This window comes from Polaribacter irgensii 23-P (assembly GCF_000153225.1).
In the GTDB taxonomy this organism is placed as follows: domain Bacteria; phylum Bacteroidota; class Bacteroidia; order Flavobacteriales; family Flavobacteriaceae; genus Polaribacter; species Polaribacter irgensii.
In genome coordinates this window covers 937,142-948,800 of the sequence record NZ_CH724148.1, presented here as the reverse complement: position 1 = coordinate 948,800, position 11,659 = coordinate 937,142, and the positions used below count along the sequence as shown (strand labels likewise).

The window sequence follows — 11,659 nt, the reverse complement described above, 5'->3', positions numbered from 1 at the left end:
ACTATATAATCTCCATTTTCTTTAACAAAAAAGAGGCGTTCATATTTTCACAGATGCCCTTTTTTAAAGTGTAATCAAAATGCAACTCGTCATTGTTAACTTCTGCATCAAAATAATAATTCTTGATTGCTGCATCCTCTTTTTCCAATTCACATAAGCTCACATCATGAGTTGCAATAATTCCAGTAGATTTGGATTTTGATAACTTTTCTATGAACTTCTTCGATCCAATAGCCTTGTCTTTACTATTAGTTCCCTTTAATATTTCATCTAAAATAATGAAGTAATCTGTCTCTTTAATTGCCTCCACAATATACTTTAACCGTTTTAATTCTGAATAAAAATAAGATTCATCTTCCGCTAAAGAGTCTGAGGTTCGCATGCTGGTAATGAGCTTTATTGGAGCGTATTTAAAAGAGGTTGCACAGACAGGTAAACCACAATTTGCCATTACTATCGACAAAGAGATCGTTCTTAAAAAAGTGCTTTTCCCTGCCATATTTGCCCCTGTAACAATAAAAAATTCTTCTTTATTTATTTTGAAATCATTATCGATTCGCTTTTCTGTTTTTAATAAAGGATGTCCTAAAGCAACCCCACTTATAACATCTTTCTCTGCGGTAATCTCGGGAAAAATAAATTTTGGATGGTTGAAATGAAAATTTGCTAACGAGTTTTGAGTGTCAAAAAAAGCGACGACTTCAAACCACTTTTCAACAGTGTGTTTATACGTAGCAATCCACTTCTCTGTTTTGCAAACATTGTATACTTCACTTAGAAAAAGACCGTTTCCAAAAACTGCAATTACAATATTATTTCGCTGATCATATGTATCTAAAATTCGCGCAAATTCCTTGAAAATAGCGGATGCCTTTTTTGACTCTGAGTTTATAATTTCTTGTTTTTCTTTTAATCTTTTTGAGCTAAAAGAAGTGCGCTCAATCTCATTCAATAAAGGATGGTATTGTCGAAATGTTTCTCTTACGGTATTGGCCTCGACATATAAGTTATTCGTCTTTTTCACAAATCTGGTGGTTATAAAAAGTCCAATAAAAAACCATATTGTAAGGTATGTAAAGGAAATAACACCAAAAGAAACCAAACCAATTAAAAGCAAAGAGCATACTGAAAACCCCAATTGGATGGTAGCTAAATATTTTGGAAAAACAGATACATAATTAGAAATCCAAGTCACAATTGCTTTTGAACTGTCTTTCACAGCAACCGCACTTGCCAATGCAGCAAAATGCTGTCTCCAAATTACCTTTTCAGACAATTCTTTTAATGCCTTTTGTTTTCCTACAATATCTGCTATTTTATTTTCGGTTAACACCCCCGCCAACGCTACTTTTCCTTCATTTGTTGTGGTTCTATTTAAATATTGAAAAAAAGAGCCTTTTCCAAATAAATCGATATCATTACTGTAATAATGTGCAGGATTTATAAATGCCGCACCGGTCTCTAAATGATGGAAATCGCGATTTAGAACTTGAATTTCTGTGCTATTTATTTTAATTTTGGCATCGACAATACTTCTTTTAGTTTTAAGATTGATGTGTTTTACCACTAAAAAACCAAACAACAACACCCCTAAAAAAGCAATGACAAAAACCGCTAGATAGCTGCCGAAAGTGATATATATTAGAAAGCAAATCCCAAAAAAAAGGGCGAACCGAATTATACTTAAATATAAAGATTTAGTTTTTAAAATAGCAGCTTCTTGTTCTAGTGCTTTTATTTGTTGCGCGTAAAATGCAAAAGGATTTTTCATTGATTTTATTTGTAGCTGGAAATTCCGCCAGTTAAACTTAGAACTTTTAAATTTGGATACTTTGCTTTTAAACGCACTGTGGCGCTGTAACTATTCAATCCCCTTTGACAAACAAATACATAGGTTTTTTTTTCATCAATCACTATTTCCTCTGCATTAAAATCGGCTATCGGGATCACTTGTTGCACCACAAAAGGGCACTTTACCTCTTTTAAAACAGCAATAATTTCTAAGCTCCTTGCCGACACCTCAGATAATAGCTGCTCTTTTAATTCTAGTGGAGAAATCTGAAAAGCTGGATTTTGCCCTGCAAAATCTGCGTTTGAATACGTTTCTAGCGCAAATAATTTTATAATTTCTTCTTTTAAAAATCGCGGTTTTAATTGTATTTTCAACTGATTATTTTGAAGTACATTGTATATTAATAATTCATTTACTAAAGGGCTTCCAACTCCTGTAACCAGCTTTAAAACCTCGTTCACCTGCTGTGTCGCAATCATTCCTGCAATAGCATTTAATGTGCCCGCCTCTTCGCAGTTAGCCACCTCTGTGGCCATTTCTGGAAAAGCATCTCTTAAATTTGACGAATACGTTCCATCCTCCTGCGCCACATTAAATGTAGCAACATAGCCATCGAACTTATACAAAGAACCGTACACCAATGGTTTCTGTTTAAGAACACAAGCGTCATTTAATAAATATTTAGTTGGTAAAGAATCTGTTCCGTCAATAACGATATCCACCGCATCTATGCACTCCAAAACATTGTCCTTGGTAATTGCTTCGCTAGTAAAACGAATGTCTGTAAAAGGTGCTCTTTTTGTAATAAACGTATATAAAACCTCGGCTTTTGGTTTTCCAATATCATCTAAAGAAAAGAAAACTTGACGATGTAAATTAGAAATTGCCACGGTGTCAAAATCTACCAAATGGATTTTTCCAATTCCGCTAGCAGCAAGATACACTGCAATCGGACTTCCCAAACCACCACAACCTACAACCAATACAGAAGCGTTTTGTATTTTTTGTTGCCCAACTTCCCCAATTTCTTGTAAAGTTATTTGACGTTTAAAAAGTTGATTTTTTGTGGGCACCATTATCTTTTTTGAATCTCTTTTTTAGCTGCTTCAAACTCCTCTGCTGTATTTATATTTCTTATCAGATCGTCATCAATTTCTACAATTTCCACGTCAGAATTAATTAACATTTTTCGCGGGCAGGAATACCCTTGCGCTAAATACTGTAGCAAGATAGGATATGCTTTTGGTTCGTAAATTGTGATCAAAGGCTCTGGAAAATCTTTTCCTTTTCCTTTAATTGCGGTAGCTACTTTACTGGGATTTCTTTTCTCTAAGACCCGGTTTATCAATTCATCATTGACAAAAGGAAGATCTGTTGCCAAGACAAACCAAGCGGCATTTGGGTCTTTCTGAAAAGCCGAACAAATACCTCCAAAAGGACCTAAATTTAGAAATGTATCTTGAATTTCTTTCGAAATTGCTACCTCTTTTTCTGAGAATTTTTGAACAGCGTAGAAGGTTTCCACATTCCTGTTTTCCAACAATTCTTTGGCCACTTCTTTTTGAGCTTTTCCAAAATAATTCAATTCAGATTTGTCACGCCCCATTCTTGTGCTTTTCCCTCCCACTAAAACCAATCCTTTTACTGGCGCTATTTTTTTTTGAATTAGGCTATTGACATGCTTTGCAATGGCGTCAATTTCATCAATAGTATAAGAAATTATATTTTTTATCTGTGGATATTTCTCCTCTAAAAAAGAAAAATACGCAGTATCCTTGGTTAATTTTATTACGAACTCAATGTTTTCTAGCTGCGCGACTCTTTTTAAAACAGAGGCTTCTTTCGCTGGATCTAAAATTAAAATTTGTTTCGTCCCTGGATAATGATTTCCATTAATAAATACGCAATCAAATTGCGCAAAATCTAAACGCTGTTGAAACTTGTTAATAATACCAGTAGTTGTTATTTGTAAATTCCCTTGGTGATGAAATACAAACTCAGACAAGGCGTTTCCTTCAGTATTTTTTGCATGAGAGGCATCAAAATACGCCAATTTGTATCCCGTCAATTTTTGAGATACCTTAGAAACTAAATCAGAAATAGTATTGCAATTTGTACCCAAAATCGAAATTTCGTTGGGTGCAAAATTGTCATTATTTCTTCTTTCTAAATTGGTGTGTTTTGTGTGATTACCCATTTTTAATTTCAGATTTTCCTCCTGTTTTGGCTACTAACCTCACTTCTTTAATTACCATCTTTTGATTGATGCTTTTACACATGTCATAAATGGTTAAACAGGTAATGTTTACACCTGTTAGCGCTTCCATTTCTACACCTGTTTTTCCTTCGATGGTTACTTCGCAAAACACTTCTATATTTTCAGAATCGACAATTTGTATGTCGATATCGATACCATTAATTAATAATGGATGACACATCGGAATTAATTCCGAGGTCTTTTTCACCCCTTGAATTCCAGCAATTATTGCCGTTTGGAAAACAGGTCCTTTTTTGGTGATGAACTCCTCATTTTTAAAATTAGAAATTATTTCTGTTCCTAAGAACATCATTGCCTTTGCAATGGCCGTCCTTTTGGTTATTTTCTTTTCAAAAACATTGACCATTTTAGGGATTCCCTTTTTGTTGATGTGCGTAAAATTTGTCATTACTTATTTTTAATTGCGCTTCAGACAGTTTCGCCTAAAAGCGAAAACACTCAAATTAACAGCAACTCATATTTCTATTTATAAAAACAAGGTTGCTTAGAGTGAATTTTATTTTTTGTAAATTTTGCATCGAAAAACACTTTTTAAGGCTTAAAATACGTACTTAAAATTCTTCTTCGCTAAATTAGGAAGTTTTTCAGACTCCTTATTCATTAAAGCCTCTTTTTTCGTCTTAACCCACATTTTTATTTGCTTTTCAACCTCAATTGCAAAACCTAAATCAGAAAATTCTGGATAAAAAACCAATTTTAAAGACCTTTTGTAATGGATATAACTTCCTTTATATTTTCCTTCTTGATGTTTAAAAAACAGTTCTTCAAAATTTGAAGTAAATCCTACATAATCGATTTAATCAAAACATTTTGAAATATAAACCTAGCAAATTTTCACTGTATTCGCTGCGCAGTACTCGATACAAGTTTTTCGTTTCTCAAAATGCACTCGAACTGATAAAAAGCTACTTATTGATGCTCTTTTAGTGCACTCATCTAAAACGATTCCGACCGATAATATGTTATTTTCTATCTGAAAAAATTTAACTTTACGCAGTCTTAAACTAAAATTTACGGTATCTAATTATCTTAAAAATTTCTCCTTTTTTCAACTCGCTTTTATCGTCTGGAAATTGAATAAACGCATCTGTATTTACCAGACTCGCCAAGTCTCCGGAACCATTTCCTGAAATTGGAGAAGCCACAATACGACCCTTTTTATTTTCTAATTTTACTTGTAAAAAATAGGTTAAATTTGGTCTAAAATGCACGTCCTCTCCTAAAACAGCCGTTTCTTCCTCAACTTCGAATCCTACGGATTTTTGATACCAAGGATAAAAATATACCAAACAGTTTACAAATGTAGAAATGGGATTCCCAGGGAATCCGAACACGCTACACGTATTCGTCTGTCCATAGAAAAAAGGTTTTCCTGGCCTCTGTGCGACTTTGTGAAATAATTTTTCAACACCTAATTCTTCAAAAACCTCTGGCAAAAAATCATATTTACCTTTACTCACTGCACCACTAAAAAGCAACACATCATATGCTTTTAAATAGCTTTTTATTTTAGACTTTAAAATTGATTTGTCATCTGTAATATGGGCGGTTTTGGACGAAATATGGAGTCTCTCTAACAAAGAAACCAAGGTGAACACATTGCTCCGTCTAATTTGATGCTCTAACGGAATTTCAGCAACCCCCACCAATTCATCTCCAGTAGAAACAATCATTACTTTGGGTTGCTTAGCCACTTTTACAAACGATTTTCCAACCGTTGCTAAAACACCAATTTCGGCTGCAGATAATACTGTGTTTTTATGTATTAATAAATCTCCACACCTCCCATCTTTTGATCTTGCATGCACGTTCTGCCCTTCCACGATAGCCTCAATAGTTATCGTTGCTATTCCGTTTTCAAGCATTACATCTTCATATCTAATGACTGTATTCGTGTTGTTAGGAAGCACGGCACCCGTCATAACTTCCATGCAGCCTAGAGGATTTTGAAGCGTAATTTGCACACTTCCTGCAGCTTGAATTCCTGCGATCGTGAATGCTCTTTGCCCCTTCTTAAATTGAAAAAAATCAATTGCAATTCCGTCCATAGCAACCCTGTTAAATGGTGGGAAATCTCTATCTGCAAGAACCTCTTCTTTTAAAACCCTGCCTACAGATTTTAGAAACGGAATCTCTTCAACACCGAAACGTTGGGTTGAATTTAATACTATTTGCAAAGCTTTTTCTACTGAAATCATTCAACGAATTTATTTTTAATTTTTTGAATTTGAACATCTCTGTCATTTACTAGAAAAGAATACTGCTTCCCTTCTTTCGTTGTTATTTTTATTCCATTGTCAACAATTTTAATTGTTTTTCTTTTTTCAATATTCTGAATTTGAATGTACTCAATGTTCGTTTGACCTTTCTGAAAATTCAAAGAATGAGTTTTAAAAATTAATCTTTGGTTCGTGAAAAATATTTTACCTCCAACTACTTCTACTTTTCGAAATAAACTCGCAAGAATTTCCGCTTCTACTTTTTCGTTTTCAAGAAGTTTTGGAACTATATTATCAATACGTTTTCCAAGCAGTTTTTTCATAAACCAAGGAAATAATAGAACAAAAAACAGATTAAATAAAACGCCCCAAATTATAGCTTGAAAAGCGATGGTCTTTACACTTTCATCAGAACCCATTAAATACACAATTAAACCATAGGTAGCGGTTGAAAAAATTACAAGAAAAGTTATTTGTTTCCAACTAAATTCTATTTTAAACCCTTCCTTCATATTTGATTCTTCTGTTATTTAATTTTCTAAAAATAAATAGTCCTGCGCTGAAAAGAAAATAATGTTTCCTGAGGGAGGTAAAATTGAGATAAAATTTAGCCTCCAATAGTACTCATACTTTCAGAAGCACCGCCATCTTGACGGTTTGCTTCTGCGATAAAACCATTCTCTGGCTTCTCTTTTACTAAAGACAAAAAGAGTTCTTTTAAATCGTCGTTAGAAGCGCCTTTTCTAATAAAATCACGCAAATTAAAAACACCGTCATCAAACAGACAATTCTTAAAAGTTCCTGTGCTTGTGATTCTAATGCGATTGCAATTGTTGCAAATAGTCCTTGTAAACGCCGGAATAATTCCAACGGTTCCTAGATGGTTGTCAATTGCATAATTTCTTGAAGTGGAAGATTTTTCTGAGATGATGTCTTTGACATCAAATTCGGTTTTAATCTCGTTTAAAATTTTGTTAAACGTCCAATTTTCTTCCATTTTACGTTGTCCTTTTCCGTTAAAAGGCATTTCCTCTATAAAGCGTACAGCCAGTTTTTTGTCTTTCGTAAATCGAACGAAATCGACGATCTCATCCGTATTAATACCAGATTGCACGACGACATTTAATTTTAAATTTAAACTACTTTGTTCAAGCAATTCCAATGTTTTGTACACTTCAGCAAAAGCATCTCTTCTCGTAATTTTGGCAAATTTCTCTCTGTTTAAACTGTCAATACTCAAGTTGATATCTTTTACTTTTCCCAGTTTTTCAATCCGATCAATGTGCTGAGAAATCAAAGCACCGTTTGTTGTAATATTGATGGCTTCTAGCAAATCATTATGAGACAACATTTCTAAGAACCCAACAAAATCTTTCCGCACAAAAGGCTCCCCGCCAGTTAACCGTACTTTCTGAACACCCAGCTCGGTTAAAACACGAATTAAACGATACATTTCTTTAAAAGTTAACAGCTCTTGTCTTGGTACAATATCGATTCCTTGTGCAGGCATACAGTATTGACAACGCAGGTTACAACGATCTGTAACTGCTAAACGGACATATTCCATTTGTCTCCCAAAATTATCTTTTAATTTATGCATTCAGTAGGGTGATTTTAAGGTTTTACGATTTCTAAACTGTCCTTAGTTTACAACCGTTCTTATATAGTTCATTACTAATTTTGTCGCTCCGAGATGGGCTTCGATATATCTCTTATTGATGACTCCTGTTTGATTTCTAAAATGGATATCTTCTCTTAAATGAAGAAAGCTCTCCGTAAATTCATCTTGATTTTTTACAGAAATACAACCTCCTATTTTTACTAAATCCACTGCTTCTTTGAATTTGTCAAATGTATGCCCAATAACTACAGGAATCCCAAAAGTTGCGGGCTCTAGAATGTTGTGCAATCCGGTTTTTAGAGCTCCACCAACATATGCCACATCTGCAGCAGCATAAATTTTGGTTAAAAGACCAATTGTATCTATAATAAAAACTTGGTAACTCTTCAAGTCACCCACAAATTGAGCCTGCTTAAATTCTGAATATAAAATTGTCTTTGTATCAATCTGAGCACGCAAGTCTGCAATGCCGTCACTTTTAATATTGTGAGGTGCTATGATAAATTTTTCTGCTGCTGTTGCTTGGGAATTGATGTAGTGTATAAAGAATGCCTCGTCCTCTTTCCAAGTGCTTCCAGCGACAGTTGTATACCTATTATCTTTAAACTCCTGAATGAAATCCAAAAAATTGTCTTGTTTTAAAATCTCAGACACGCGATCAAATCGCGTATCTCCAGCGACGGTTACATTTTTAAATCCAATAGACTTTAACAGCGTTTTAGAAGTACTGTCTTGGACAAAGAAGTGATCAAAGGCCGTTAAAGACTTCCTCATAAAAGCACCATAACTTTTAAAGAATAAATGTTCTTTTCGCAAAATACCGGAAACCAAAATGGTTTTAATTTCTTTCTTTTTAAGCTCTTTTAAAAGGTTTGGCCAAAACTCGTATTTTATAAACACAGCCAAGTCGGGATTCACTTCTTTAATAAATTTTCTCGCATTATTACGCGCATCTAAAGGAAGATAGCAAACCACGTCTGCCAATGGATAATTCTTCCTCACTTCATAACCAGAAGGGGAGAAAAAAGTAACTAAAATTTTATGTTTTTTGTAGTGGTGTTTTAATTCCTCGATAATCGGTCTTGCCTGCTCAAACTCACCTAAAGAAGCAGCATGAAACCAAATTGTTTTTTGGTTTTTAAGTACTGCTATTTTAGTAAAAGTCTCCCTTCTTCCCGCAACAAAAAATTTAATTTTTTTACTGAACAAAGCTATTAGGGGCAAAGTGGTTGCTGCTAAAAAAACCACGAAATTATAGACAATTTTCATACGAGTAAAAGTACAAAACGGAAAGTTCTAAACGAAAAAAAGCACTGACAAATAAATGTTAGTGCTTTTTAATATTTTATAAAACTTAAATTACTAAGCTTCAAAAGGGGTGATAGAAACATAAGACCTGTTGTCTTTTTTCTTTCTAAACTCAACTAATCCATCAACTCTTGCATGTAAAGTGTGATCTTTACCCATGTAAACGTTTTCTCCTGGGTTGTGTGTTGTACCTCTTTGACGAACAATGATATTCCCTGCAATTGCAGCTTGTCCTCCAAATATTTTTACTCCTAGTCGTTTCGATTCTGATTCTCTACCATTCTTCGAACTTCCTACTCCTTTTTTATGTGCCATGATGTTATGGTTTTAAAATTTGTAAATTCTTATTTAGTTAAAGCGTCTATTAACTCGGCTTTCTTTAAAGAAGTATATCCCGCGATACCTTGTTCTTTAGCTAAAGCTTTTAACTCAGATACAGTCATTGCACTAAAATCGCTAGATGCTGCTGGTGCTGCCACCTTCACTTCTACTTTTTCTGAAGCTACTGCTTTCGAAGCCGTTTTTTTAGAGCCTGAAGCTGCAATAGATTCGATTAGAATCTCTGTTAGAGCTTGCCTATGACCATTTTTCTTAATGTACCCTTTTCTTCTTTTCTTTTTGAAAACAATTACCTTGTTTCCTTTCAGATGACTTAAAATTTGAGCTGATACTGATGCTCCTTCTATAGCTGGGGCGCCAACAGACACATTTCCATTGTCATCCAATAAGAAAACATTATCAAAAGTAACTTTTGATCCTGCCTCTCCTGGTAAACGATGAACGTATACTTTTTGGTCTTTTGCAACTTTAAACTGCTGCCCTGCTATCTCTACGATTGCGTACATACTATTTGTTTTGCTTATTATTACTAGTTATACCATTTTCTCTACTGAAAATGAGAATGCAAATATACATCTTTTTTAGAAAGCCACAACACGGTCAACAAAAACAAGTAAACAAGACTCCTATTAAAAAAAAGGCTTTCTATTATTACTTTCATTAGATTCTCACTATTTTTGGTTTGACCCTTTTTGTTAAACCTTGTAACAAATTCTATTCTAAAGCGTCAAATAAAAAATTGAATATTAATTAAAAAAATGAAAAAATGAAAAAAAGTATTTTAACACTTGCTTCAGCACTATTTGTTGCATTTTATTCTAATGCCCAAAAAGTTGATTTTCAAGAGTATGATTTAGACAACGGCATGCACGTTATTTTACACAAAGATACGGCTGCCCCGGTAGTGGTAACCTCTGTAATGTACCATGTAGGTGCAAAAGATGAACAACCAGGAAGAACAGGAATGGCACATTTCTTTGAACATTTATTGTTTGAGGGCACAAAAAACATTGGAAAAGGCGAATGGTTCAAATTGGTTTCATCGAACGGTGGAAAAAATAACGCCAATACTACAGATGATAGAACCTACTATTATGAAATATTTCCGTCGAATAAACTAGAACTAGGCCTCTGGATGGAATCTGAGCGTTTGTTGCACCCGATTATTGGACAAGATGGTGTGGATACACAAAATGAAGTTGTCAAAGAAGAAAAAAGATTGCGTGTAGACAACCAGCCTTATTCTCGTTTTTTAGAGTTTGTAAAAGAAAACATCTTTAAAAAACACCCATACAAAGGAACTACTATTGGTAAAATGGCAGATTTAGATGCCGCTACTTTAGAAGAGTTTCTTGCTTTTAACAAAAAATTCTACGTCCCAAATAATGCAACACTTGTAGTTGCGGGCGACATTGACATTGCTTCTGCAAAAATAATGATTGAAGACTATTTTGGTCCGATCCCAAGAGGTGCTGAAATCGAAAAGAGTTTTCCTCAAGAAGAGCCTATTACCGAAACAATGAATGCCAAAGGATATGATCCAAACATTCAAATTCCAGCAATCATGGCTGCCTACAGAACTCCTTCAATGAAAACAAAGGACTCCCGTGTTTTAGATATGATTTCCTCTTATTTAAGTACAGGTAAAAGTTCTGTACTTTATAAAAAACTAGTCGATACTAAAAAAATGGCAATTCAGGCAGGTGCAATCAACGCAAGCCAGGAAGACTACGGAACGTATATTTTATACGGCCTACCTCAAGGAGAAACAAAACTAGACGACCTGATCAAAGAAATTGACGAAGAGATTGGAATCATGCAAACAGAATTAATTTCTGAGCGGTCTTATCAAAAATTACAGAATCAGTTTGAAAATAATTATGTCAACTCCAATTCAAGTGTAGAAGGTGTTGCAAATTCTTTAGCGCGTTACCATGTGCTATATGGCGATACAAATTTAATTAATTCAGAAATTGACATCTACAGATCTATCACAAGAGAAGAAATTCAAGCGGTAGCAAAAAAATATCTAAATCCTAATCAGCGATTGATCTTAGAATATTTACCTGAAAAAAAATAATATAATTAAACCGTTGAAGGAT

At 34.2% G+C, this 11,659-nt stretch carries 12 protein-coding genes; 1 reads left to right on the top strand and 11 read right to left on the bottom strand.

Features of this window, described 5'->3' with window-relative positions:
- Window position 1: 1 nt before the first annotated feature.
- The 11 genes from PI23P_RS04190 to rplU all read right to left on the bottom strand — a co-directional run bounded on the left by PI23P_RS04190 (window position 2) and on the right by rplU (window position 10,063).
- The gene (locus PI23P_RS04190; protein WP_004569499.1) at window positions 2-1,771 is read right to left on the bottom strand and encodes a MutS-related protein; all 1,770 of its coding nucleotides are present in this window, start codon (window positions 1,769-1,771) and stop codon (window positions 2-4) included.
- Between the two features lie 5 nt (window positions 1,772-1,776).
- On the bottom strand, window positions 1,777-2,868 hold the full coding sequence (locus PI23P_RS04185; RefSeq protein WP_004569498.1) for a HesA/MoeB/ThiF family protein: 1,092 nt from the start codon (window positions 2,866-2,868) through the stop codon (window positions 1,777-1,779).
- Entirely contained in the window at window positions 2,868-3,989 is a 1,122-nt protein-coding gene (locus PI23P_RS04180; protein WP_004569497.1) for an NTP transferase domain-containing protein, read from the bottom strand. The genes PI23P_RS04185 and PI23P_RS04180 overlap by 1 nt, the downstream gene beginning before the upstream one ends.
- Entirely contained in the window at window positions 3,982-4,458 is a 477-nt protein-coding gene (gene moaC / locus PI23P_RS04175) for a cyclic pyranopterin monophosphate synthase MoaC (protein ID WP_004569496.1), read from the bottom strand. The genes PI23P_RS04180 and moaC overlap by 8 nt, the downstream gene beginning before the upstream one ends.
- A gap of 150 nt (window positions 4,459-4,608) precedes the next feature.
- On the bottom strand, window positions 4,609-4,866 hold the full coding sequence (locus tag PI23P_RS12330; RefSeq protein ID WP_081439180.1) for a GIY-YIG nuclease family protein: 258 nt from the start codon (window positions 4,864-4,866) through the stop codon (window positions 4,609-4,611).
- Between the two features lie 208 nt (window positions 4,867-5,074).
- On the bottom strand, window positions 5,075-6,268 hold the full coding sequence (locus tag PI23P_RS04165) for a molybdopterin molybdotransferase MoeA (protein ID WP_004569494.1): 1,194 nt from the start codon (window positions 6,266-6,268) through the stop codon (window positions 5,075-5,077).
- On the bottom strand, window positions 6,265-6,801 hold the full coding sequence (locus PI23P_RS04160) for a GRAM domain-containing protein (protein ID WP_004569493.1): 537 nt from the start codon (window positions 6,799-6,801) through the stop codon (window positions 6,265-6,267). Before PI23P_RS04160 ends, PI23P_RS04165 begins: the two co-directional genes overlap by 4 nt.
- A 95-nt stretch (window positions 6,802-6,896) precedes the next feature.
- Window positions 6,897-7,889, bottom strand: a complete 993-nt coding sequence (gene moaA, locus PI23P_RS04155) for a GTP 3',8-cyclase MoaA (RefSeq protein WP_026288387.1) — start codon at window positions 7,887-7,889, stop codon at window positions 6,897-6,899.
- 42 nt (window positions 7,890-7,931) lie between these two features.
- Entirely contained in the window at window positions 7,932-9,179 is a 1,248-nt protein-coding gene (locus PI23P_RS04150) for a 3-deoxy-D-manno-octulosonic acid transferase (protein WP_004569491.1), read from the bottom strand.
- 93 nt (window positions 9,180-9,272) lie between these two features.
- Window positions 9,273-9,533, bottom strand: a complete 261-nt coding sequence (rpmA, locus tag PI23P_RS04145) for a 50S ribosomal protein L27 (protein WP_004569490.1) — start codon at window positions 9,531-9,533, stop codon at window positions 9,273-9,275.
- A 29-nt stretch (window positions 9,534-9,562) separates the two neighbouring features.
- Window positions 9,563-10,063 (bottom strand): 50S ribosomal protein L21, encoded by a 501-nt coding sequence (gene rplU, locus PI23P_RS04140; RefSeq protein WP_004569489.1) that lies wholly within the window; start codon window positions 10,061-10,063, stop codon window positions 9,563-9,565.
- Window positions 10,064-10,323: 260 nt separating this feature from the next.
- On the opposite strand from rplU, the gene PI23P_RS04135 reads away from it, so the two are divergent.
- Window positions 10,324-11,637 (top strand): M16 family metallopeptidase, encoded by a 1,314-nt coding sequence (locus tag PI23P_RS04135; protein ID WP_004569488.1) that lies wholly within the window; start codon window positions 10,324-10,326, stop codon window positions 11,635-11,637.
- Window positions 11,638-11,659: the final 22 nt, after the last annotated feature.

Coding starts and splice junctions, on each gene's coding strand:
- PI23P_RS04190 (WP_004569499.1), bottom strand. CDS start 1,771: ATGAAAAATCCTTTTGCATTTTACGCGCAACAAATAAAAGCACTAGAA.
- PI23P_RS04185 (WP_004569498.1), bottom strand. CDS start 2,868: ATGGTGCCCACAAAAAATCAACTTTTTAAACGTCAAATAACTTTACAA.
- PI23P_RS04180 (WP_004569497.1), bottom strand. CDS start 3,989: ATGGGTAATCACACAAAACACACCAATTTAGAAAGAAGAAATAATGAC.
- moaC (WP_004569496.1), bottom strand. CDS start 4,458: ATGACAAATTTTACGCACATCAACAAAAAGGGAATCCCTAAAATGGTC.
- PI23P_RS04165 (WP_004569494.1), bottom strand. CDS start 6,268: ATGATTTCAGTAGAAAAAGCTTTGCAAATAGTATTAAATTCAACCCAA.
- PI23P_RS04160 (WP_004569493.1), bottom strand. CDS start 6,801: ATGAAGGAAGGGTTTAAAATAGAATTTAGTTGGAAACAAATAACTTTT.
- moaA (WP_026288387.1), bottom strand. CDS start 7,889: ATGCATAAATTAAAAGATAATTTTGGGAGACAAATGGAATATGTCCGT.
- PI23P_RS04150 (WP_004569491.1), bottom strand. CDS start 9,179: ATGAAAATTGTCTATAATTTCGTGGTTTTTTTAGCAGCAACCACTTTG.
- rpmA (WP_004569490.1), bottom strand. CDS start 9,533: ATGGCACATAAAAAAGGAGTAGGAAGTTCGAAGAATGGTAGAGAATCA.
- rplU (WP_004569489.1), bottom strand. CDS start 10,063: ATGTACGCAATCGTAGAGATAGCAGGGCAGCAGTTTAAAGTTGCAAAA.
- PI23P_RS04135 (WP_004569488.1), top strand. CDS start 10,324: ATGAAAAAAAGTATTTTAACACTTGCTTCAGCACTATTTGTTGCATTT.